Source organism: Hyphobacterium sp. CCMP332 (assembly GCA_014323545.1).
GTDB lineage: Bacteria > Bacteroidota > Bacteroidia > Cytophagales > CCMP332 > CCMP332.
Map to the genome: position 1 here is coordinate 1,397,871 of CP058647.1, position 24,313 is coordinate 1,422,183.

Here is a 24,313-nt window from a genome sequence, read left to right on the forward strand (position 1 = left end):
TGCAATCCCAAATTTCTAATGCCCAGGTGGACCTCCTTCGTGCTATGCACTTCGGTGGTTGAACGGAATTGTAAAGTTATAGTAATGACTATTGCTTGCAATTCGAAGCCTTGGCGAAGAATTGCCCAGGTGGCGGAATTGGTAGACGCGTTGGTCTCAAACACCAATGTCAGCAATGACGTGCCGGTTCGACTCCGGCCCTGGGTACTAGAAACCTCTTTTAGATTATTCTATTTGAGGTTTTTTTGTGAATTGACCCACAGGTTGACCCTCAAGGGTAGTGAAACATTGATTATTTCTCTAAGTAAATGATTGTTCAAATCAAATAGAGGGGTGTTTGTTTTGAATTGATCATTGATTCAATCGGTTTATTTCAGTTTAAACTAAAAACCATAATTGAAAGAAACTGAATAAGCGATATCACAATACCTAACATGAGTTTTGAACTCCATATTCTCTGCTTTATATCTCTATCAAGCTTTTCAGAGTAGTTGTTTAAAATGAACTTCCAGATATCGGTAATATTTGATATCGAATCATTCAAAATAATAAATTGTCTTTTAGTTGAATCTTCAAATATTATACCTTGATGGTCTCGCGCGCGATCTTTTGGATTATGTCTATTGAAACCCTTTAGTTCATTTGTTGATAAGGATATTTTCCAAAAGCCGAGCTAAATGACTTCAATTATCCTTTTATCAGGAATTAAATTCCATTGTGGAGTTGACCAAATGGCAAAATACGATAAAATGTAAAGCGGAAGTATTGTAAAGCTAATCATCACTACAACTGCCATTTCAAAATCCTGCAGTAAAATTCTTATTAAAAGAAGATCAAAAGCAAATAAAAATAAAGCAAAAAATAGCAAAATTGCTGTTCTGATTTTTGCTTTTGTAGTCAACCTTGTTTCTATTAAATCTTTTTAAAAATTGGAGATGTTCGATCTATTCTTGTAATAATAATGAAACTCGCCTTCTTGCGAGCAGCCCTTCCTTAATACAATCAGTTTTCAATGTATCTACATTTTTTCGACAATTCTTGAAAAAATTTTTGTTTCATCAATTCGTATATTTGAAATATGAGCTCAATTGTCATAAATCTAAAAGATAAAAGTAAATTTGATTTCATTTCAAAACTTCTTAAAAAGCTTGGCGTAAAGTCAAATGAACTTAGTGAAGAAGAAATGGAGGATATTGGATTGGGCATAATAATGAAAGAAGTTAAGTGCTGGGAAACTGTCTCCGATTCAGAAATTCTGAAAAAGCTAAATGGCAAATTAAACTTGTCTTTCTGAAAAGCTTCAGCAAAGATCTTGACAGGATCAATTCATTAAAAGACAAACAGAGTATTTTAGATATCAAAGAAAAAGTCCGATGCTCAATGTTCTAACAAAATTACCGACATAAAAAAGTTAAAAGGATTTAATGATGCTTTTCGGCTGCGATCAGGAAATTAACGTATCGGAATCTTTATAGATAATGATTCTATCATCTTCGCCCGAGTGGCTCACAGAAAAAACATTTATAAAATCTTTCCATGATCCTCTCCATCACTCATCTAAAACTCAAATCTCCCTGGAAGATTTTTCCATTTATGGCAACTACGGCGAAAATCATAAAGCAGCTGGATAAAAGTGCAGTTGTAAATTTTAAGTCTAATTCCACACTACGCAATCACTACACCATGTCGCTCTGGAAGAATGAAAAGGATATGCGCGACTTTTATCGAAACGGAGATCATGCTAAAGCAATGAAGAATGCAAAGAACATTGCCGCCGAAATCAAAACTATTCACTTTGAAGCAGATGCATTTTTGCCCTGGAAAAAAGCTAAAAAAGAGGTTGATGAGAAGGGGAAAAAATTGACTTATTAATTATGAATTCTGTAGTCTGGAACTATTAATTGATTCATTAGTTCTAAACAGCATGTCAAGCGTATTATTTGATCAAAGTTCTTGAACCCATAAAGATGAATGAATCATTAACTCGCTCTTAAATTTCAGGGGATTCCGGATTATATCCGGAAATAGGTCTTTAATTTTCAATGATTAGTTTGCCTTGTATCATATCATTGTTCAATTCAAGCTCATAGATGTAGATACCTCTTCTGAGGTGAGAAATATCAACACTATTTATTTTTGAATTTAATGAACTTTCAAATTCAAGAACTCCACTAAGATTGAATAATTTTAGGGTGTTAGTTGGTACTTGCACTAATTCGATATTCAAGTTTCCATTCGATGGATTTGGATAAAATTTCAGATCATTTCTCTCAGAATTTTGCAAAGAATTTGTGCTTTCAATAATCCTGGAAATTTTTCCATCGTACAAACCGGCCACAAATACTTCTCCCTTATTGTCTTCACCAAAGGCCACAAAATAGTTTGAACTCGAAAAGGTACCGTGATTCGTCACATTGAAATTCCCATCCAGTGAGCTAATCCAACCGGGGCATATATCAGCGAAAAAATATCTACCATATAATCCGGGATATCTACTCCCGCGATAGACTACTCCTCCGGTAACGGAACACCCGCCCGAATTATGAGCGTATTCATAAACCGGATCGGTCATTGTAGAATCCGGTGGGCAATTATTTAAATTATAAGAGCTGGTGCCTTCATAGCATCGCCAACCGTAATTTTCACCCCCCGTACTTGTAAAAGGCTGAAAATCAATTTCTTCTTTGGCGTCCTGCCCTACATCACCTATCCACAAATCGCCGGTTTGTCGGTCGAAACTCATCTTCCAGGGATTTCTCAATCCATAAGCCCATATTTCCTCCCTTACAAAGGTGCTCATGCCTACAAAAGGATTATCCGGTGGAATGCCATAGGGCATGGCGGTGTTTAAGTTTATTCGCAGAATTTTACCCAATACTGTCGTAAGGTCCTGAGACCTGTTGCCGGGATCACCTGCGGAACCACCATCTCCTAATGCGACATATAAATAACCGTCCGGACCAAATGCTATGCTGCCTCCGTTGTGATTTGAATAGGGTTGAGGCTCATTTAGTATTGGAAATTCAGCGTTCGGATCTGCACTGTCGGGATCATTGCTCACTGGAAACAAAGAGATCTGCGTGCTTCCATCCAAAGCTGTATAGTGGACGATGAAATTTGGATTAGATGCAAAATCAGGAGGAAAAGCTATTCCCAAAAGTCCTTGTTCATTTCCGGTACTGTTTACCTGATTAGAAATATCCAGAAAAGGAGTGCTGTTTTTATTCCCAAGAGAATCAAGAATCCAGATTTTACCGGCCTGCTCTACGATAAACAAGCGCGAGTCATTTCCACCAGGACTTTGAATATCCACCGGACGGGTAAAACCGGTAGCAAAAGTTTCCAGATCGATGATTGGCTGAGAAAAAAGTGAAAAGTTGAAAGTTAATAGTGAAAAGGTAATGAGTAATAGCTTTTTCATTCGATGATTAGTTTGTTACGGTGAAATTGTCCTTCACTTTCTATTTCGTAGATGTACATGCCAGGTTCGAGATTTGAGACATCGAGTGTTTGGGATTCTTTCGTTATTTGGGTTCGAATCTGAAGATTTCCCTGAAGGTCGAAAAGTTGAACGTTGAAAGTTTGAAATGAAAAGTTAGGTATTGAGATATTAATCTGGGCTGATGCAGGGTTGGGGAAAAGTCGAATTTCATTAGCTAATTCTAAATATTCAATCACACTGAAAAGATTCCAAAGTGAATCACAAGGATATGAGACCAAACTTGTATCAATCTGAGAATCAGAATAGCACCGCATTCCTGCCCCTGCTTCCAGAATCATTCCAAATCTTGGATAAAACCAAAAAAAGCTGCCAATGCGATCCATATAATAGGTGCCAAACAATAGGTCAGAATGAAAATAGTATTTGTTCAGCAATTGCCCATCTAGGTTTTGATGGGAAACAGAGTCGATAACCATGTTATAAGTGGTATCAGTAGCCTGACTATTTTCTAAAAAAGATGGATAGTCCAAAACAAGTGAATCACCGGTATTGACATTAAAAATGTAAGTCACAAGAAATTTCTGATTTACAGGACTCCACATGAATACCGTATCATTCTCCTCATAAACAAACATTGAAGGATAAGTATAAGTGTTCGATATATTGTTATGCCAGGTATGATTTGCTATTAACTTATGACATGTTTTTCCATTAATAATGCTATCGCTTACACTTTGAACATGAACATAAGAACAAACCTGAGGACAAGGCCCTCCATGATTACCGTCAAAATACCATTCGGAGCCCAGCTGACCAAAATCTTGACTAAGTGAAAAGTGAAAAATTAAAAGAGAGAAGTTGAATAGTAGAATTTTCTTCATTCGATAAGTAGTTTGTTGCGGTAGAATTGTCTTTCACTTTCTATTTCGTAGATGTACATGCCGGGCTTGAGATCGGAAACGTCAAAGTTTGAACTCGGATTACTCATTCGGAATTCTTTCAACAAGGCCCTATGAATATCGAACATGCGAAAGATCAGCTCATCAGAATTCTCAATTTCAGATCGAATGGTAATAGTATTTTGTGCAGGATTTGGATAAATACTTAATAATCCTGGATCTAGCACATTATCTAATCCCACATTTGAGACTGTTGTATCACAATCCAGATTAAACCCAGGGCTTTTATAAAAACCTAAAACAGAATCTTCGTAACACCTCAACCCCGATGGTCCGCTACTAAAATCATCATATCCATACCAGGTAACCTCTCCGCCACTTATTCTTTCAATTGCAAAGGTTCCAAATTCTCCAATACCAACAACACAAGAATTCATAGGTTGTGCCTGATATGTTTTCAATGTATCAGAACCTAATATGATTTCAGATGTATTGTAAATTATAATATAATAGTCAACCAAATTCATACTCGGGCATTCGGCATACTGAAATTGAGGAAAAAAAATGGTGTCTCCTATTTGTTTTGAGAAATCGTACATTAAATGCCAATTTGATTGATTAGTATATTGATAGTAATAAACCTTGCCATTTTCCTCATAGCGATAGGAACTGAAGCTTTGTGAGCCAATCAAATTAATTTTTTTACAGCTTTTACCTAAGATCATAGTATCCTTCTCTACTTCAAAATACTTTGGATAATTCCCATAATATGGACCAGTGCTCCAGTACCATTCATAAGTCCACTTCGCACCAACCGGAAACCACTCCTGACTAAGTGAAAAGTTGAAAGTGTAAAGTGAAAGGAAAAATAGTATTAACAGTTTTTTCATGCAATAAACCATGGTATTTCTATAATAAATATATAAAAATTATCCATGACATTTTTATTGAAATTTGATTAATACCATTATCTAATTGATTCATTTCAGTACTAACTGATATAAATCAATATAAACTCTCACACAGTGCATTTGCCGCTTAAAATATTTGACCTAAACTTATTTTCCGCATCAAAGTATCAATGTCATGACTAATAAAGCACAAGACCTCGCCGGGCCAGGAATAAGTACTTATGAAGAAGTATCCAAAATCCTACCCAATAATTATTCAGTTGCTCTGCCGCCTCTGAAACGTATGGAGGCATTATATATGATCAAAGATTATATCGAAAAAGGCATGGCGGAAGCGCTCAATCTCCAAATGGTGCAGGTGCCGCTAATTGTAACTAAAGACAGCGGGGTTAATGATTATCTTGATCGCGATGGCTCAAGGACACCCGTGGAATTTCCGGCGGGTCTGGGTCTGCCAAAACGATTGGAAGCACAGGTGGTACAAGCTGCCACCAAATGGAAAAGAATGGCTTTGAAACAATTTGATTGTCCCGTAGGCTCCGGAATTAATACAGATATGAGAGCCATCCGCAAAGACTATTTCCTTGATCATGATCACTCATCTTACGTGGACCAATGGGACTGGGAAAAACGCATCACTGAAAAGGAAAGAAATCTTGAATACCTGAAAGACACAGTTAGAAAAATATGGAAAGTACTCCGCGGCGCGGGTATGATGGCCAGGGAAAAATTTCCTGAACTAAGTAATCCTAAATTCCCCGAATTTCCCGAAGAAATCAAATTCTTCCACGCAGAGGAAATCCTCGAAATGTATCCTGACCTTCCAAGGAAACAAAGAGAAACTAAACTGGTGCAAGAATATCCCGCGGTATTTATTATTGGTATCGGCTGGGTTCTTAAAGACGGTTATCCGCATGAAATGCGAGCTGCCGATTACGATGACTGGGTCAGCCCGACCATTGAGAAAAATGGAGAGATGATGCACGGATTAAACGGTGATATTCTGGTATGGAATCCTGTGACCCAAAGACGGCATGAATTGACTTCTATGGGAGTAAGGGTCACCAAAGAAAGCATGAAAAAGCAGCTTGAAATTTCAGGTCAGCTTGATTTTTTAAATCTCCCTTATCATCAGGCCATTTTAAACGATGAAATACCATTGAGTATCGGCGGTGGTATTGGACAGGCCAGAACCTATATGTATTTATTGCGATGCGCACATCTTGGTGAAGTGACCGTGTCCATCTGGCCGGATCAATTGAAAAAAATCTGTGCCGAGAAGAATATTCATGTGCTTGAGTAAGATGCAAAAATTGGCCTGTGAATTAAAAAAGAAATCATCATATTTAATACCTGAATTTATAAGCATGAAATATTTAACATTTTTTCTCGCAATCGCTATTGTCGCATTTTTTTCATCCTGTTCTGAACAATCCCATGATTCTCATTCGGGGCATGAAGAGGCTGAAGGCCATTCACATGAAAAAGGCGACGGCCATTCGCATGAAGAAGGGCATTCACATGAAAATTATGAAGTTCGCTTAAACGAGGGAGAAAAGTGGGAAGCCAACCCCGAAACTACAGAAGGCATTAAAGCGATGAAGCAAAGCGTTAATGATTTTTTAGCCGAAGAGTCGGACAAAGACTTTGCACTTTTAAAAGAAGATTTGGAAATGGAGTTTCAAAATATTTTTCAGAAATGCACCATGACCGGCGAGGCCCATGAGCAGCTTCATAATTATCTCCTGCCCATGAAACATATTTTTGAAGAGCTGGAGTCAACGGATGAAGCATTGCTGGATGAAAAACTCGGAGAATTGCAGGATCATTTGGCCGAGTATTCGAATTATTTCGAATAGCAATGGTCACACTCTACATTGCTTCCTCATTAGACGGCTTTATCGCAGATGAAAAAGGCGGAATCGACTGGCTTGAAAATCCGGATCTCCATGAAAAAGATGAGGATTATGGCTACGGTGATTTTATTAAAGATATCGAAGTAACTTTTATGGGTGGAAATACCTATGAGCAGGTACTGGGATTTGGAGTATGGCATTATGGAGATCTCGAGAATTATATTTTCACTTCCTCATTGAAAGTTGATCCCAAACATGGGAATGCAATAAAATCAGTGGATGAAGTATTAAATATCATCCCTAAAAAAAACTGCTGGCTTATCGGTGGTGGAAGGCTCAATGATGAATTCTTAAGAAGAGGCCTAATCGACAAAATAATACTAACTACCATTCCGGTTTTTCTTGGAAAAGGCATTCCAATCTTTAATGTAGAATTAAATTCAAATCATTTTAGTTTAGAGAAGCATCGCTCTTACCCAAATGGGGTAATTCAGTATTATCTGTCAAAAGCGGATAAGTAGGCATTAGCCAAAACAAAGAGACTAGAAGCCATGCAATTCCGCTAATTAAAATCGGATTGCTCCATGCTATACCACCCATCAGGTAAACAAAAAATGGAATTGTAATTATTAATCGACTCAATTCCAGGTAATAGGCAATTTTTCTTCCATTAAACAATAAACCCAAAACAGCCATTGCAAAAAAGATCATGACTGCCCCCCAGAGACGCGTCTGAAAATCAAAAGTCTGTTGCTGAAATAAATAAAAGGCGGTTCCTCCAAGCGCAATCAGATATTGGAAAAATAAATAAAGATTTAGTCTCAGTGGAAGGGTGATATTGAATTTCTGATACGTATCCTTTTGCACTTCCTGAGGGGCGCGATACCCTCCCAATTCGGCTGGTAACCAACCGGGTTTGAAAAACAAAAGCTTTAACTTGTTCCCTAAGCCTTTTACCTGCTTTAGATCATTCCAAATATTACCATAGTGTGCCACCTGCGCATAGACCGGATTAAAACTGTTGAGGGGAGTTGTTATGCCATATGTCGGCCGCTCTTCCTCCTTTTGAAAAGTACCGAACATTTTATCCCAGATAATAAACGTCCCCGCGTGATTTTTGTCGATGTATTTTGGATTTCTTCCGTGATGGACTCTGTGATGCGAAGGTGTATTCATCAGCCATTCCAAAGGGCCGAGATTTCCAATGGCTTCTGTGTGGATCCAGAACTGATATAAAAGATTGATTGCAGAAATCAGTAAAAACCATTCTGTCTTAAATCCAATCAATGCCAGGGGTAAATAAAAGTAAAAAGTAAATACCTTTTGCATGGCGCTTTGTCTTAACGCCACAGATAAGTTGTATTCTTCACTTTGATGGTGAACTACATGTCCGGCCCAGAATAGATTGACTTCATGACTTGTTCTGTGCGCCCAGTAATAAAAAAAGTCCACGCCCATAAAAGCTATCACCCACCAATACCAGGTTTCAGGAATATTAAAGATGTGAAAGTTCTGATATACAAGATCGTAGGCTGCGATGGTAAAGACTTTGGCAAAAACACCGGATACCTGTTCTGTTATACCACAACTCATATTGGCGAAGGTATCATTTAAGCGATAGCGCTTTTTATTTTTGATCCTGTCGTAGAGCAATTCCAATCCTATCAAAAGGAAAAAAATCGGGATACTAAGTACAATGAGGTTAACGTTCATAAGATCAAATACAAAAATAATAAAAGAAGAAGGGAAAAATGTCTTTAGTTCGCATAAGATAAATTGACAATTTCTCTGTCATTTTCTTATTTCGTGCCCCCAAAGAAAAATTATTATGGAAGCTCAGGAAAAAACAGACTTAATTCAGGAACATCAGTCGAAGATTAAAGATGTAATGACTGAGGTGTCAAAGGTTGTCATCGGACAGGATTATATGCTTAATCGCTTAATGATCGGGCTTTTTACAAATGGTCATATTTTGCTCGAAGGTGTACCCGGACTCGCCAAAACCTTAACCATCAATACCCTCGCGCAAGTCATGCATCTGGATTTTCAAAGAATTCAATTTACACCTGATCTTTTGCCGGCAGATTTAATTGGTACTATGATTTATAATCAGCAAAAATCAGATTTCGAAGTTAAGAAAGGACCGATTTTTGCGAATATGATTCTGGCAGACGAGATCAACCGTTCTCCTGCCAAGGTGCAATCCGCCCTGCTCGAAGCCATGCAGGAAAAGCAGGTCACCATAGGAGAAGAAACATTTAAGCTGGATAAACCCTTCTTTGTGATGGCCACTCAAAACCCTGTGGAGCAGGAAGGAACCTATCCATTGCCCGAAGCCCAGGTCGACCGATTTATGATGAAGGTATTTGTAGACTACCCTTCAAAAGAGGATGAACTGGCTGTAATGCGAAGAATGGCCAATATGCAATTCGATGGCGATGTAAAAACCATACTTAAAAAAGAAGACATTTTCGCAATCAGAGAGGAAGTCAATAAAGTTAAAATCTCAGAATCACTTGAGAAATACATCATTGAGCTTGTTTTTGCTACGAGGAAACCAAAAGAGTATGGTTTAAACGACGAGGCTGAATATATTTCCTTTGGCGCCTCACCGCGTGCCAGTATCAACATGAATCTTGCGGCAAAAGCCATCGCCTATTTCAACGAAAGAAATTATGTGCTGCCGGAAGACATCAAAGAAGTAGCCAGCGATATATTAAATCACAGAATCCTGTTGAATTTTGAAGCGGAGGCAGATGGCATTTCATCCTATCAGATAATAGATAGAATTTTGGAGAAAATTAAAATTCTCTGATCTTGAATTGACCAAATTGCAATTTTGTAATTAGTATTCCGGTACAAAAATCAATCTATAATTAGAATTTAGGGCTTTGGTCTTAAAACAAAGTCCTTTGGCATCAAAACTGATTAATCGCATTGTTTTTTTTAAAATCTGGGCTGTATATTTAAGTTACTAAAATCAATCTATGCGCACTATCATCAAATCAGCTCAAATTGTTAATGAAGGCAAACGTTATATCGGCGATATTTTAATTGAAGATGGCCGGATTTCGAAAGTAGATACAACCATTGAGGAGCTGGCTGATAAGGTGATCAATGCCGAAGGATTGACCGCTTTTCCGGGTCTTATAGATGATCAGGTTCATTTTCGAGAACCCGGCCTGACGCATAAAGCCGAAATTGAAACCGAAGCAAGAGCAGCCGTAGCAGGAGGTGTTACTTCCTATATGGAAATGCCCAATACAAAACCACAAGCCACCACACAACATTTACTCGAACAGAAATACGAGCGGGCTTCAAAAGTTTCCCTGGCTAATTATTCATTTTACATGGGTACCACCAATGAAAACATCGATGAGGTTTTGCGAACCGACCCTAATAAGGTATGCGGAATAAAGATATTCATGGGCTCGAGTACGGGTAATATGCTGGTTGATGATTACAATACCTTAAACATGGTTTTTAGCAATGCCCCAACCTTAATTGCCACGCATTGTGAGGATGAAGCGACCATCCGGCAGAATACCGATAAAGCCAAATTAAAATACGGAGAAGATATCCCATTCGAAGAGCATCCAAATATCAGAAGTCGTGAAGCCTGTTTGAAATCATCTTCATTGGCCGTAGATCTTGCGAAAAAAACCGGTGCAAGATTACATGTACTGCATATTTCTACCGAAGAAGAATTGAAATTATTTTCGAACAGTGTTAAATTAAAAGACAAGAAAATCACAGCTGAAGCCTGCATTCATCACATGTGGTTTAATGATTTCGATTATGCCACTAAAGGATCCTTGATAAAATGGAATCCCGCCGTAAAACGAGAAAGCGATCGACTGGCAATACTTGAGGCAGTAAATAATGATACCATTGATGTGATTGCAACTGATCACGCACCTCATACACTGGAAGAAAAGCAAAACAAATACCTCAATGCCCCTTCTGGAGGGCCGCTCGTTCAACATTCCCTTTTAGCATTACTCGACTTGTACAAACAAGGTAAAATTACACTTGAGCACATAGCTAAAAAAACAGCTCATGATGTTGCCACTTTGTTTCAAATTAAAGATCGCGGTTATTTGCGCGAAGGCTATTGGGCGGATATCGTATTGGTGAATTTAAAAAAACCACATACCGTTTACAGCCAGAATGTATTTTATAAATGTGGCTGGTCTCCTTTTGAAGGCCACACATTCCCATCATCTGTAATTCATACCTTCATATCCGGAAATCATGTCTACGATCAGGGCCAGTTCCATGAAGAGAAGAAAGGAATGCGCTTAGATTTTACCAGATAGTAAATGGTCTGATCATTTTTATATTTTTGCGCCAAGTTCAAATGCTATGAGAAATATTTTTTCGCTATTACTCTTGTTTTCAGCCTTATTATTTTCCTGTGAACAAGAACACCAAGAGACTAAAACTGATAATAAAGTGACAAAGGATGCCCATTCTTTTGCTGATCCGCAAAAAGCCAAAGTGACTCATCTCGATTGGGATGCCAAAATCGATTTTGAAAATAAAATAATTGAAGCAACTGCTACTTACGATATTGAAACATCGGAAGACGCAGACAGCATAATTTTTGATACCAGAGATCTCAATATTTCTCAGGTATGGGTCGATGATGAAGAAGTTGGGTTTAGCATTGGAGAAAAAGATGAAATACTTGGTTCGCCACTAAATATTCCGGTTAGCTCTAAAAGTAAAAAGGTACGTATTGCTTATTCGACCTCGCCGAAAGCAGCTGCCCTTCAATGGTTAGAGCCCGTTCAGACAGCCGGAAAAGAAAACCCCTTCCTATTTACACAATCACAAGCCATTTTGGCAAGAACATGGATTCCATGTCAGGATTCTCCCGGAATTAGATTTAGCTACAATGCGAAAGTTGAAGTGCCTTCAGGTCTTTTAGCATTAATGAGCGCAAGAAATCCCAAATCAACACACCCGAGCGGCGTATATGAATTTGTGATGCCACAACCCATACCTTCTTATTTAATGGCTTTAGCTGTAGGCGATCTCGCTTTTGAGGAAATTGGACCCAGGACCGGCGTTTATGCCGAGCCTTCCATGCTCAATGCTTCTGCATATGAATTTGAAGACATGGAAAAGATGTTGGTGGCCGCGGAAAACCTCTATGGCAAATACGCCTGGGAGAGATACGATGTTATCGTCCTTCCACCTAGTTTTCCCTTTGGTGGAATGGAAAATCCAAGGTTAACTTTTGCTACGCCTACAATTATTGCAGGTGATAAATCACTAACGGCGCTTATTGCACATGAATTAGCACATAGCTGGAGTGGAAATGTAGTTACCAATTCTACCTGGGATGATTTTTGGCTCAACGAAGGATTCACAGTTTATTTCGAATTGAGAATCATGGAAGAAGTTTTTGGGAAGGACTATGCAGATATGCTCGCGCTTTTGGGCTATCAAGGATTAATGGAAACACTGGATGATATGGGTCCGGATAACAAGGACACCAGACTAAAACTCGATCTTGCTGGCAGGGATCCTGATGATGGAATGACTGATATCGCTTATGAAAAAGGAAATTTCTTTTTGAGAACCATTGAAAAGACAGTGGGCCGTGAAGAATTTGATGCTTTTCTTAAAAGCTATTTTGAGAAATTTGGATTCAAGCCCATGGATACAGAGCAATTCATGACTTATCTAAAGTCTGAATTACTGACAAGTCCCGAACTGTTGGAACAAGTAAGGCCAGATGAGTGGGTTTATCAGGCGGGTATTCCTGATAATATTCCAATTCCGGAATCAAATCGATTTGAACTGGTTGATACTGAAATTGAAAAATGGAAATCCGGGATTGCGGCTTCAAAATTGGATACATCCGAATGGACTACACATGAGTGGCTACATTTTTTAAGGGCACTGCCGGATTCAATGTCTATGGATCAAATGACCGATCTGGATAATTCATTTGGGCTTACCCGTTCCGGAAATAATGAAATATTGGGCATATGGTTGGTAAAGGTTGTAGCCAATCAATATAAGCCCGGGTATGATAAATTGAGAACATTTTTGGTCAATGTGGGACGTCGAAAATTTCTAAGTCCCATTTACAAGGAAATGGCGAAAGACGAAGCGATGAAAAAAATGGCGAAAGACATATATTCAGAAGCCAGACCCAATTACCACTCCGTGTCATATTTGTCAATTGATGAAATTTTAAAATAAGCCGAAATTAGTCTTTAATTTATTTTCCTTCTAAGCAATGTTTCAATTTTTGAGCTGCTCACCCGCTAAAGTATGGCCCAGGTGTATTGTGAAGAAATTAGATTCAGGATGCTCAATTTTTATTAGATCTTGCTTAGAACTTGTGATTTTAAATAGTTATTCAGGTTCACTTTCACCGTTTCTCCTCACCTTAATAAAGAAGATAAAGTGATAACCTATCAAAGCTCCAATGAGAGGCATAATTGGAATTTCCATCCAATGCGTTGTGCCGAAAATAAATAAAATTATAACACCTATAAATGCACAAAAAACTGAAGCAATGAGCCTTGCTAATAAATGAATCCCCTCGAGATGATTGTTGAGCCCTTCGAGAAAAAAACCCATTCCCCAAACACCCAAAACATTAAATCCTGCTGCAATCAGTGGTTGAAATCTATCAGGGGTTTCAAATAAATGAATAACATATAAAGCAAGAAAATACCCCATCAAAGCCTGCAGGATTATAGACAATAAGACTTTTAATGTATTTCCCATGTGATTAAAATTACAAAATTTTTAAATCATTTCATTCGAATGATCAAATCGTCGGACTCTACCATTCTTCCTTCATTCAATACACATTGATCAATTATTCCCGCCTTTGGTGCGGTAATATTTGTTTCCATTTTCATGGCTTCTATCACAAATAGCGGCTGGTTTTGCTTCACTTTATCACCTGCTTTAACAAATATTTTAGAAAGCAAGCCCTGGATGGGAGCGCCTATGTCTTTTGGACCGGAAACTTTTTCATGAAATACCTTGTCCACTTTTATAGAGGTGTCTTTCACATCAATCGCCCTGCTTTGACCATTTAGCTTAAAACCTACCACTCGCATTCCATCTTCATTCGGTTCGGTGATGTAAATAAGTTTAACAATTATTGTTTTCCCATCTGCAATCGTAATGATCGCTTCCTCATTGGGTTCCATCCCAAAGAAATAAATTGGACTTGGTACCGCACTTACATCGCCATACTTCTGTTGAGCATCGTAAAAATCCTTGAAAACCTTAGGGTATAATTTATAAGAGATAAAATGAAGTTCATTCAGACTTTTGTCAAATTCCTTTTGAAAGGTCTTAAACTCTTTATCAAAATCAATGGGCTCAAGTTTGGCATTGGGCCTTTCCGTAAAGGGCTTCTCATCTTTGAGCACAATTTTTTGGATTTTCTCAGGGAATCCCTGATAAGGTTGGCCAAGTTCTCCTTTAAAAAAGCTTTTGACAGAATCGGGAAAAGAGAGGTCTGCGCCCTTGTTCATCACGTCTTCAATACTCAAATTGTTGGATACCAGGTATAAGGCCATATCGCCAACAACTTTTGAAGAAGGCGTTACTTTTACAATATCACCAAAAAGCTGATTGACTTCAGCGTACTTTTTCTTTATTTCTTCCATTCTGTGATCCAGACCTAAGGATCTGGCCTGTGGACCGAGATTGGAATATTGCCCACCGGGTATCTCATGCTCATAGACATCCGCCGTACTCGACTTTAAATCCGATTCGAATGGATGATAAATTTTTCTGATTTCTTCCCAGTAATGACTGAATTCATTGAGATTGTCAATATTAAAATCATGATGTCTTTTATTGCCCTTTGTAGTTTCAACCATAGAATTGAAACTCGGTTGAGAGGTTAATCCCGACATGCTGGAAATGGCAACATCTACAATATCTACACCGGCATCTATAGCTTTGTGATATGTGGTCATTTGTGCACCGGAAGTATCATGGGTATGCAAATGAATCGGAATATCAACAACATTTTTTATCTCCCCTATCAGCAACTCTGCTGCATGTGGTTTTAATAATCCGGCCATGTCTTTTATTGCCAAAATATGAGCCCCGGCATCTTCCAGTGATTTCGCTAAATCAAGATAATATTTGAGATCGTATTTCTTTTTGGACTTGTCACCAACATCACCTGTATAACATATACAAGCCTCTACAAGCGCATTTGTATTATTCCGAACCGTATTGATGCTGACTTTCATGTTTTCCAGCCAGTTCAATGAGTCAAATATTCTGAATACATCAATACCGTTTTCTGCTGCTTTTTCAATGAATTTAATCACTAAATTATCCGGATAGGCTTTGTAACCCACAGCATTGGAACCCCTGAGCAGCATTTGTAATAAAATATTGGGAATGGCCTCCCTAAATCGCTGTAATCTAATCCATGGATCTTCTTTTAAAAATCGCATGGAAACATCAAAAGTCGCACCGCCCCAAACTTCCATTGAAAATAAATTGGGATGATTTTTTGAAAAACTCTCAGCTACCGCCATCATATCTTTCGTTCTGACCCTTGTCGCCAGTAAAGATTGGTGAGCATCTCTAAATGTAGTGTCGGTATAGTGGATTTTCTTTTCTTTTTTTAACCATTCAACAAATTTGTCAGCTCCCAATTTATCCAATTGCTGTTTGGTGCCTTTTTCATGTTTGGCAAACCTGTCACAGGATGGAATTTTTGGATTGTGGAAAGATATGACAGGGTCTTTGTACTTGACATCGGGGTTGCCATTGACCGTGGTGTCTGCAATGAATTTCAGCACCCTCGTTCCCCGATCCAACCTATCGTTTAATTCAAATAAATCGGAGTGATCTGCTATAAAATTGACCGTTGCCTTTCCGGATTGAAAAATTTCATTTTCAATTACATTTTCGAGAAAGGGAATATTAGTTTTTACACCTCGAATTCTAAATTCCCTGAGCGTTCTACTCAACCTGGCGCAAGTCCCCTTAAAGGTCCGGCCGGATGCGGTGACTTTGGCGAGCATGGAATCAAAAAATGGAGAAATCTTCACGCCGGGATAGGAGCTCCCTTCATCAATTCTGATACCAAATCCTCCCGCATTTCTATAGGCTATTATGGTTCCGTAATCCGGTTTAAAATTATCTTTGGGATCTTCTGTGGTTATTCGACATTGAATGGCAAATCCGTTACAGGAAATATCTGCCTGGTTCCTTATAAAAATTCCCCTGGAACTTAGTTTTTGTCCGGCAGCAATCAGTATTTGACTCCTTACGATATCAATTCCGGTGACTTCCTCAGTAACCGTATGTTCTACCTGGATTCTGGGGTTGACTTCAATAAAATATATATTTTCCTTTTTGTCTACCAGAAATTCTACCGTACCGGCATTATTATAGCCAACGGCCTGACCCAGGTTCAAGGCATAATCAAACAACTTCTCACGCGTTTCGTATTTTAATCCCGATGAAGGGGCCACTTCCACTACTTTCTGGAAACGCCTTTGAACCGAACAATCACGCTCGTACAAATGAACTAAATTCCCGTATTTGTCACCGAGCAATTGTACCTCTATGTGTTTGGGTTGGTCTATAAACTTCTCGAGAAAAACAGTGTCATCTCCAAATGCATTTTTTGCTTCTCTTTGAGCAGAACTGAATCCGGCATTTAAATCATCTTCTGATTTACAAACACGCATTCCCCTGCCCCCACCTCCCGAAGCAGCTTTTAACATCACTGGGTACCCAATTCTTTTTGCTTCTTTTATGGCTGTTTCAAGACTATCAAGATCTTTTTTACTCGATTCTATCAGCGGCACTCCAATTTTTTTAGCGAGTTTTTTTGCATTGACTTTATCTCCGAGCTGATCCATGATTTCAGGATCGGGACCTACAAATATTATCCCATTGTCTCTGCAAGCTTTTGCAAATGCTACATTTTCAGATAAAAATCCATATCCCGGATGTATAGCATCTACATTGTACTTTTTGGCAACATTAATTATTTCCTCGATGTCGAGATACGGTTTTAGTGGTTGATCATCTTCACCCACCTGGTACGCTTCATCTGCTTTATATCGGTGTAAGGAGTATCTGTCTTCAAAAGTGTAAATGGCCACCGTGGTAATCCGCATTTCTGAGGCCGCTCTTAGTACTCTGATTGCTATTTCACCGCGGTTGGCGACCAGCAACTTCTTTATTTCAAATGGTTTTTTCATAGTTGTGATTCCTCAACAATATCTTTAAAAAATATCGTAAAGCCAACACTTTGTCATTTTGCTTTACAATATATTAGCCCTTAAAACACATTGATATATTGACCGTTCATATATTATGAAAACATCAACATTAATTTTATTAAGTATTCTGTTTCTTTCTAATATTTCCTGTGCACAGAATTCTGAACCTGTACTGAATGTAAAATCAGATGTGGTAAAAATTGAAAAGTCCGATGAGGAGTGGAAGAAAATACTTAGTGCCGAGCAATACGAAGTATTGAGGGAAGAAGGCACAGAAAGAGCTTTCTCCGGCGCATTATGGAACAATACCGAAGAAGGTACCTATGTGTGTGCAGCATGTGGATTACCTCTTTTTGCTTCAGAGTCTAAATTTAAATCAGGAACCGGCTGGCCGAGCTTCTGGGAACCAATTACAAAACAAAACGTGGGAAGCAAGGAAGACAACAAATACGGTTGGAATAGAGTAGAGGTTCACTGTGCAAGATGTGGCGGGCACCTTGGTCACGTTTTTGAAGACGGTCCAAAGCCTACCGGACTGAGGTATTGTATCAATTCCGTGAGTCTGGCTTTTGAGAAAAAGGATTCCGAATAAATTTTAAATTCTATTCAATTTTAGATATAAAAGGAGATAATTCCTTTAGGTATTGTTTTGGATTATCAGTCATGCTTGAATGACCGGCGTTTTTAATGATTGCCATTTCCGAACCGGGTACCAGCGATTGAAAATATCGAACGGTTGAACTTCTTGCTTCATCAAATTCTCCTGCTATAAAAAGTGTTGGTATCTTAATCCTGGAAAGATTTTGATGATTATCGTAGTTTTTTAGCGTTCCAAGAGCCGTGAATTCGCTGGGCCCCCACATGTATTTATAAATAAATTTGTTGGATTCAGCTTTCCCGTCGTCCAGGGGATGCAGTGGCCAGGGATTTCTTCTGCCAAATTTAGACCAGTAAACACTGTCTGCGAATCTGTATTCCGGGGTATCAAAATTTTCACTCATTTCGGCCTCGCTGATTATTCCCTGTATAGAGTCACTCAAGCTGCTGATTAGAATATCCGCATCTTTTTCCCAGAGTTCGGTACTAAAATATGGCCCGCTAAATATTAATCCTTTGATTCCTTCGGGATGTTTAAGGTAATATTCGAGCGCCAATGCGGAGCCCCATGACTGGCCGAGCAAATAAAAATTCTCCAGCCCAATTTCATCTTTTACTAATTTGACCTGGCTTATGAAATTATCTATTTGCAACAATGAAGTATCCTGATGATGATCTGATTTTCCGCTTCCCAATTGATCAAACAAGATCAAAGGCCGTTCTTCTGAAATCGGAGAAAGAGGATAGAAATACCTACTTTTCCCTCCCGGGCCACCGTGTAATGCGAGAATGGGTGTTTCAGAACCACTACCAATAATTCGGAACCAGATTTTACCATTATCTGTAATTATGTAGTTTTCCTCTTCATTTAGGACATGTGGATTATTACAATACGTAAATGATGCAATCAATATTAAAATCGATATTATTGATACTTGCATTTTCATTTTTTCATATTTAATGTTTTGCAAAACCAGTTTTAATACTAAGTATTTTAGCACAGATGAAATTGATCGGTCAAATATTATTTTTCTCTTTCATTGAACAATGTTGATTTCGACATTATTGTAATAGGCGGCGGTGCCGCCGGATTTTTTGCCGCAATTCATGCTGCCGATAATGGCCATAGTGTATGCATCCTTGAAAAAACACAAAAGCTTTTATCCAAAGTAAAGGTAAGCGGAGGAGGCCGATGCAATGTCATGCACGATTTGGACTATCCATCTCAATTGGTCAATTATTATCCCAGGGGCGGTAAAAATCTAAAAAAGTCATTTGAAATATTCGGTCCCAAAGAAACGCGTGATTGGTTTGAGAAAAGAGGTCTGAAGTTGAAAACTGAAGAAGACGGCAGAGTATTTCCAATTACAGATGATTCTCAAACGGTTATTGACTTACTTCTAAATGAAGCTCAAAATAGGAATGTAGAAATCCGAAAAGGCGTAGAAATTATTAACATTAAAAAGGATAGCCAACTTTTTGTGCTCGATTCCAAAACCGGAGAAAAATATTTCGCTAAAAAAGTCATCATCTCAAGTGGCGGAAATAATAAATCATCTGCCTACGATTGGATCAGAAAACTGGATATTAACATTGCAAAACCCATTCCTTCGCTGTTTACATTTAATGTCCCACAGTCCGACATGAAAGATCTTATGGGCTTATCGGTTAAAAAGGGATCTGTGCAGGTGCCGGGCACAAAATGGAAAATGGAAGGTGCCATATTAATTACGCACTGGGGCTTTAGCGCACCGGCTGTCATCAAATTATCGGCCTGGGCAGCCATTGATTTTTTTAAGAAAAATTACCATTTTCCAATATTGATCAATTGGACGCCTTACGGTGAGGAGGAGATAAGATTAAAGCTCGCCGAATTCAGAGACAATCATCCTAAAAAAGCTGTACAGGCTAATCCTCTTTTTGGCTTGCCTTCAAGACTTTGGATCAGGCTTTGTGAGAATGCAGAAATAAATTCGAAGCAACATTATGCAGACCTCCCCAAAAAAGTATTCAATCGTTTTATCGAAATGATCATTCGATCTTCTTTTGATGTCAAAGGCAAAACTACATTTAAAGAGGAATTTGTGACCTGTGGTGGTGTAGAACTCTCGGAAGTGGATTTAAAAAGTTATGAATCCAAAAAAATACCGGGGCTTTATTTTGCAGGAGAAGTATTAAATGTGGATGGTATTACCGGAGGATTTAATTTCCAGCATGCATGGACAAGTGGCTATCTCGCCGGAAAATCTGCTTCGATTAGTATCGATAAATAAGCGTGGTATCGCTTACAATCAATATTAAGCTATCCACACCGGGTTGTTTCAAAGGACATAAATCAAATGATTTTTTCTTGACGAAATAAGCAAGACAAATTTCAGCATTATGAAAATCAAATTTCAATTTACGCGTCGGTGGATTATTTTTATATAAAGATCCGGAGTCAAGCAATGTCAGCCGCCATGTAGAACCGTCACATCCACTTGCACCATATTCAATTTCCATACAATTGTCTACAATGCCCAAATTCAATACAGACAATTGATCGTTTGATGCCGTATCAAAACGCAATGGATCAATTAGCACCTTTTCTGTACACATTGGATTGATCGAATCGCTGCAATAAAATTTTTCGATATTATCTACCGGATTCTGTGATGCGGCAGAATCATCATTATTGCATGAAAGCAAGGCTATTGAAACAATGATACCAAGAACAGATTTAATCAAAATATCCAATTCCGTATTTATTTATTGGAATGAAAGGCTACTCTGTTACCTTCCGAATCCTGAAAAAGGGCCATATAACCATGTTCTCCTTCCCCTATGGCTGTTTTGGGCATATAGATTTTCCCACCGGCTTTTTCAACTCTGGACAAAGCATCAGTAAGATCTTCTCCTGCGTTCAGGTAAACCAAGGCACCTTTTTCAGAAGGTTCATATCCCGGGCCGGACATAATGGCTCCGCCAACGGCATCCGCTTCTATTTCAGATGGGAAAAAAGCCATTTTATGCTCAGGGCTTCCTATATCAAAATCCTGCATTTTTGCGTCCAGGACCGTTTCATAAAATTTTTTACCTCTTTCGAAATCGGCGACCGGAATTTCAAACCAACTAATTGCATTTTTCATGATTTAAAGTGATTAATTATCTATTGAAAATAATAAAAAATCAATGTATTGAAATTAATTTTTGATGAGTGGCGCGTACATCACTCAATTATAAAGTCAGGTCTTTTTATATTACTAAAACATTCAGGTTTAGGTAATTTCTCAGGATTGTTAAAAAATTCATTGGCTGATTCCATGCCACAGGGATTGCTCCAATAAGTAGTTGGACTATGCTGCCAACCTTTAAAAATAATATGATGTGCATTTTCCAAATTACTCAACATGGCATTCGCCCACTTATAGGGGGTAAACGTATCGTACTCACCGCTAATCAACAAAGCTGGTATATTACTTTTTATGGATTCATTTTCCTTATTACTGGCTTCATTAACATTCCAAATTTTACAAAGCTCCCTGCTGTACAATAGAGTTGACTCGCCTTGAAGAAAAGGAAAAGTCCTGCTTGCCTGTTTTTCATCTTCAGCACCAATGAATGAAGTTTCTTCTGAACACCATACCGATAAGCGCATTCCCAAACCATGTCCTAGAGGTCTACCCTGAGCTAAGGAAATAATTTGTGCCTCAATAACTTCATAGTTTCCCTCTAAAATTTGATTGATAATTAAAGGTGCTTTTAAAATTTGAGAGGTATTCAAATCTGCAATGAAATAGAAAAGATCAGCGCCTTGAACAAAATATTTTTGCGCTTTACCTTTTGCGCGCACTTTAATATTGAGTTCAATGGGAGTTTCGTTACAATAATTGATAAAGTCATAAAATCTTTCTTCCAGCCTGGGATAATTTAAATTGCACAATGAATCAGAACGACAATCATTAAAAAGCTTATCGTATACAATTTTTATATTTTCAGCGCTTGATAAATCATAATTTGCTTCTAATGGCAGTGGAGAATCCATGACAACGCTTCGCAATCCCTCCGGATAATCACGCATTATAATTTGTGCGATTTTCGTCCCGTAAGAAATTGTAAGAAGATTGTATTCTTCAATTCCCAAATGCTTTCTAAGAGCCTGTATATCAGCTGCTGTTTCAAGACTATTATACCCGTTCAAATCAATATCTTTTTTGATTAGATTTTGCCTGCATTTTGCCACGGCATTTTCTACAATGTCAAAATTTTCTTTATGCATTAGTCTTAATAATTCCGCCTGGTTAAATGCTTTTCCCAGATCCGGACAAGCCAAATTTGGTTTTGCATACTGAGTCCCTCTTTGTTCAAAGAGAATAAAATCACGATCGTCTAGGTATCTATAGTAATTCATGTACGGAACGGCGCTCATTATCGAAGAACCCGGCCCCCCAACCAAGTAAATTATGGGATCCTTTTTTGGATTAGAAGAGCGGCTTTTAAAAATGTAAACAGGTAGTTCAATCAATTTGGAATCTGGATTTGAGCGATTCTCAGGCACCCTTAAATAACCAAATTCATACTTTTGACCTTCTTTTACCTTGTGAAGTGATTTTGCATCTCTGACAAATGAAGATCTTGTTTCTCTGGTTTTTACTTGAGAAACTGCTATTTCTGAAAAGACAAGAAATAATAGGAGTAACTGGATATTCATAATTTTTTACTTTCTTCTTTCTGCAGTCCAAACTGCCAAAAAATCTCTTTCTAGAGCATGAGTGCTTCCATATAATATTCCTTCCTTATAATAGAAACTTGTGTTGTAAATACCACTATTATCGCCTGAAACCAGTGCTGCATAAAGCAAATTTGTTTGAGTATTGATCTGAGCGTTTTTCATTGATACTCCTTCTCTATAAAAGGTACCTTCCATTTTCATGTTTGTTGCTCTGGTAATTTTCATCTGAGCGAAATTATTATCTGTTTTATCGTAAGGGCTCATATCAAGAATCCATTCTCCAATTAAAACATCTGGATTAATGGAGTTGCTATTCTGTGCATTTAAGGTTTGAGATGCGAATAGAATTAGAATTAGCATTAAAAATTTTATGATTTTCATTGTTGAAATAATTTAGTGAGGCACTAAACTAAATTGATAAGCTAGTCATGTCGTTTCAATTCGCGAAATGACACCTATTGTGTAGAAAAAAGAGGGTTCAATTTTCCAATTGACACATTAGTCAAGATTCTTAATTTCATTCGGTGAAATGCCTAAATGTTTCTTGACTGCCCTGTTGAAAGAAGATTTGGAATTAAATCCAGCTTCCATGGCTAGCGCTAATAAAGTGTAATGCTGATTCTCGGGTTGAGAGATCAGGCGTCTTACTTCATCCACTCTAATTTTATTAATATAATCGTTAAATTTTTGCTTTTTTATTTCACTAAGGCTCTTCGAAAGCAAATAAGGCTTAACCTTCAATTTTTCGGCTGTTGTGTTAAGAGAAAGATTCGGGTTCTTGTACAACTTATCTTCTTCCATGGTCTTTTCCAGGATTTGATCTATTTCAATAAGCCTTTTTCTATCATCATCAGAAATCATTTCTTTAATCGTTGCACCTATTTCATTGCGTCTTCGAAATCCTTCCAATCCAACCCAATAGGTCAGACCGGATAATCCTATGAAAAATGGATAATAGTAAAATCTAATAAAATAAAAATACGAGTCTTCTGTGGTTATGCGGTAAAAAATGAGATCTAAGAGTAAGATGACAAAGACTATTGAAAAGTAGATTTTAAAGGAAAATACGATTCTCTTTAGCCATTTTTTGTGATCTTTTTCAAATTTTACATTTGGCGGAATTGTGTTTAATAATTTTTGAGCCTTGCTTGCATAGTATATAATTAAAATACTGGCAATAATGTAAATAGTTGAATTGTTCATCCAGACTACATACCCCCAATAACCTAACCAACTCAAACTTTCTCGTGTGCCATCCCAATAGAAATTCTGAAAACGAACAAATTCGCTTATAATAATTTGGATGATTACAGGTAAAAAATGAATTCTGTCCTTCTTTCTGATTTTAAAGCCGGGAAAGACTTGAGCTTTCACATAAAAATAGAGAAGTGCTGGTGTCAACCAACTGATATCCAACATAAAATAATACCAGGTATCGTAATAGCCCAATCCAAAAAGACGCAAAATTTGAATTGTCAGTCGATAAGAAAGCAAAAAAAGTATTCCGGCTAGAATTTGATTCGATACCTTTTTTTGTCCATTATTTCTCAATAGAATTATACCAAATACTATACCCTGGAATGCCCCAATGCCTAAAATCAAGACTATAATTATTGTAGAAATCTCCATTTGTTAATAGTGGGCTGAAAA

At 37.9% G+C, this 24,313-nt stretch carries 22 protein-coding genes and 1 tRNA gene; 11 read left to right on the plus strand and 12 right to left on the minus strand.

Going from position 1 to position 24,313, the window contains the following annotated elements; all coding sequences use genetic code 11:
- Nucleotides 1-123 precede the first annotated feature (123 nt).
- From HZR84_06145 to HZR84_06155, 3 genes are all read left to right on the plus strand, one after another.
- Nucleotides 124-207 (plus strand) — tRNA-Leu (locus HZR84_06145).
- 871 nt (nucleotides 208-1,078) lie between these two features.
- Nucleotides 1,079-1,294, plus strand: coding sequence for a hypothetical protein (locus HZR84_06150; protein ID QNL21532.1), 216 nt, complete (start codon nucleotides 1,079-1,081; stop codon nucleotides 1,292-1,294).
- 242 nt (nucleotides 1,295-1,536) lie between these two features.
- Nucleotides 1,537-1,872, plus strand: coding sequence for a DUF3291 domain-containing protein (locus HZR84_06155; GenBank protein QNL21533.1), 336 nt, complete (start codon nucleotides 1,537-1,539; stop codon nucleotides 1,870-1,872).
- A 160-nt stretch (nucleotides 1,873-2,032) separates the two neighbouring features.
- Here the strand turns inward: HZR84_06155 and HZR84_06160 are convergent, their stop codons facing one another.
- Genes HZR84_06160 through HZR84_06170 form a run of 3 tightly spaced genes read right to left on the minus strand, consistent with a single transcriptional unit; the run spans nucleotide 2,033 to nucleotide 5,231 of the window.
- The gene (locus tag HZR84_06160; protein QNL21534.1) at nucleotides 2,033-3,421 is read right to left on the minus strand and encodes a PQQ-dependent sugar dehydrogenase; all 1,389 of its coding nucleotides are present in this window, start codon (nucleotides 3,419-3,421) and stop codon (nucleotides 2,033-2,035) included.
- Complete coding sequence (locus HZR84_06165; GenBank protein QNL21535.1) at nucleotides 3,418-4,323, minus strand: T9SS type A sorting domain-containing protein; 906 nt, start codon at nucleotides 4,321-4,323, stop codon at nucleotides 3,418-3,420. The genes HZR84_06160 and HZR84_06165 overlap by 4 nt, the downstream gene beginning before the upstream one ends.
- Nucleotides 4,320-5,231 carry a T9SS type A sorting domain-containing protein gene (locus HZR84_06170; protein QNL21536.1) on the minus strand — a complete coding sequence of 304 codons (912 nt, stop codon included), beginning with the start codon at nucleotides 5,229-5,231 and terminating at the stop codon, nucleotides 4,320-4,322. The genes HZR84_06165 and HZR84_06170 overlap by 4 nt, the downstream gene beginning before the upstream one ends.
- Nucleotides 5,232-5,427: 196 nt before the next feature.
- Between HZR84_06170 and HZR84_06175 the strand changes: the two genes are divergently transcribed.
- From HZR84_06175 to HZR84_06185, 3 genes are all read left to right on the plus strand, one after another.
- Entirely contained in the window at nucleotides 5,428-6,555 is a 1,128-nt protein-coding gene (locus tag HZR84_06175) for an aspartate--ammonia ligase (protein ID QNL21537.1), read from the plus strand.
- Between the two features lie 64 nt (nucleotides 6,556-6,619).
- Nucleotides 6,620-7,111: a hypothetical protein gene (locus HZR84_06180; GenBank protein ID QNL21538.1), complete on the plus strand. Its 492-nt coding sequence runs from the start codon at nucleotides 6,620-6,622 to the stop codon at nucleotides 7,109-7,111.
- Nucleotides 7,112-7,113: 2 nt separating this feature from the next.
- Nucleotides 7,114-7,629 (plus strand): dihydrofolate reductase, encoded by a 516-nt coding sequence (locus HZR84_06185; GenBank protein ID QNL21539.1) that lies wholly within the window; start codon nucleotides 7,114-7,116, stop codon nucleotides 7,627-7,629.
- Here the strand turns inward: HZR84_06185 and HZR84_06190 are convergent.
- On the minus strand, nucleotides 7,559-8,821 hold the full coding sequence (locus HZR84_06190; protein QNL21540.1) for a sterol desaturase family protein: 1,263 nt from the start codon (nucleotides 8,819-8,821) through the stop codon (nucleotides 7,559-7,561). The two genes, HZR84_06185 and HZR84_06190, sit on opposite strands and share 71 nt — an antisense overlap.
- Before the next feature lie 115 nt (nucleotides 8,822-8,936).
- Here HZR84_06190 and HZR84_06195 point away from each other — a divergent pair, with 115 nt between their 5' ends.
- The 3 genes from HZR84_06195 to HZR84_06205 all read left to right on the plus strand — a co-directional run bounded on the left by HZR84_06195 (nucleotide 8,937) and on the right by HZR84_06205 (nucleotide 13,327).
- Nucleotides 8,937-9,923, plus strand: a complete 987-nt coding sequence (locus tag HZR84_06195) for a MoxR family ATPase (protein QNL21541.1) — start codon at nucleotides 8,937-8,939, stop codon at nucleotides 9,921-9,923.
- A 172-nt stretch (nucleotides 9,924-10,095) separates the two neighbouring features.
- A complete protein-coding gene (locus HZR84_06200) occupies nucleotides 10,096-11,427 on the plus strand; it encodes a dihydroorotase (GenBank protein ID QNL21542.1) in 1,332 nt (443 codons plus the stop codon).
- A 46-nt stretch (nucleotides 11,428-11,473) separates the two neighbouring features.
- The gene (locus tag HZR84_06205) at nucleotides 11,474-13,327 is read left to right on the plus strand and encodes a M1 family metallopeptidase (GenBank protein QNL21543.1); all 1,854 of its coding nucleotides are present in this window, start codon (nucleotides 11,474-11,476) and stop codon (nucleotides 13,325-13,327) included.
- A gap of 156 nt (nucleotides 13,328-13,483) precedes the next feature.
- Here the strand turns inward: HZR84_06205 and HZR84_06210 are convergent, their stop codons facing one another.
- A complete protein-coding gene (locus HZR84_06210) occupies nucleotides 13,484-13,861 on the minus strand; it encodes a hypothetical protein (GenBank protein QNL21544.1) in 378 nt (125 codons plus the stop codon).
- 26 nt (nucleotides 13,862-13,887) lie between these two features.
- On the minus strand, nucleotides 13,888-17,334 hold the full coding sequence (locus HZR84_06215; GenBank protein QNL21545.1) for a pyruvate carboxylase: 3,447 nt from the start codon (nucleotides 17,332-17,334) through the stop codon (nucleotides 13,888-13,890).
- 115 nt (nucleotides 17,335-17,449) lie between these two features.
- Between HZR84_06215 and msrB the strand changes: the two genes are divergently transcribed.
- Nucleotides 17,450-17,947 (plus strand): peptide-methionine (R)-S-oxide reductase MsrB, encoded by a 498-nt coding sequence (gene msrB / locus HZR84_06220; protein QNL21546.1) that lies wholly within the window; start codon nucleotides 17,450-17,452, stop codon nucleotides 17,945-17,947.
- Nucleotides 17,948-17,957: 10 nt separating this feature from the next.
- On the opposite strand, the gene HZR84_06225 is transcribed toward msrB, so the two are convergent.
- The gene (locus tag HZR84_06225) at nucleotides 17,958-18,899 is read right to left on the minus strand and encodes a proline iminopeptidase-family hydrolase (GenBank protein ID QNL21547.1); all 942 of its coding nucleotides are present in this window, start codon (nucleotides 18,897-18,899) and stop codon (nucleotides 17,958-17,960) included.
- A gap of 93 nt (nucleotides 18,900-18,992) precedes the next feature.
- On the opposite strand from HZR84_06225, the gene HZR84_06230 reads away from it, so the two are divergent.
- On the plus strand, nucleotides 18,993-20,225 hold the full coding sequence (locus HZR84_06230; GenBank protein ID QNL21548.1) for an NAD(P)/FAD-dependent oxidoreductase: 1,233 nt from the start codon (nucleotides 18,993-18,995) through the stop codon (nucleotides 20,223-20,225).
- On the opposite strand, the gene HZR84_06235 is transcribed toward HZR84_06230, so the two are convergent.
- The 5 genes from HZR84_06235 to HZR84_06255 form a co-directional block, all read right to left on the minus strand.
- A complete protein-coding gene (locus tag HZR84_06235) occupies nucleotides 20,209-20,688 on the minus strand; it encodes a hypothetical protein (GenBank protein QNL21549.1) in 480 nt (159 codons plus the stop codon). The two genes, HZR84_06230 and HZR84_06235, sit on opposite strands and share 17 nt — an antisense overlap.
- Nucleotides 20,689-20,696: 8 nt before the next feature.
- Nucleotides 20,697-21,080 carry a VOC family protein gene (locus HZR84_06240; GenBank protein QNL21550.1) on the minus strand — a complete coding sequence of 128 codons (384 nt, stop codon included), beginning with the start codon at nucleotides 21,078-21,080 and terminating at the stop codon, nucleotides 20,697-20,699.
- Nucleotides 21,081-21,160: 80 nt separating this feature from the next.
- Nucleotides 21,161-22,642: an alpha/beta fold hydrolase gene (locus HZR84_06245; GenBank protein QNL21551.1), complete on the minus strand. Its 1,482-nt coding sequence runs from the start codon at nucleotides 22,640-22,642 to the stop codon at nucleotides 21,161-21,163.
- A 6-nt stretch (nucleotides 22,643-22,648) separates the two neighbouring features.
- The gene (locus HZR84_06250; protein QNL21552.1) at nucleotides 22,649-23,044 is read right to left on the minus strand and encodes a hypothetical protein; all 396 of its coding nucleotides are present in this window, start codon (nucleotides 23,042-23,044) and stop codon (nucleotides 22,649-22,651) included.
- Nucleotides 23,045-23,161: 117 nt separating this feature from the next.
- A complete protein-coding gene (locus tag HZR84_06255) occupies nucleotides 23,162-24,292 on the minus strand; it encodes a helix-turn-helix transcriptional regulator (protein ID QNL21553.1) in 1,131 nt (376 codons plus the stop codon).
- Nucleotides 24,293-24,313: the final 21 nt, after the last annotated feature.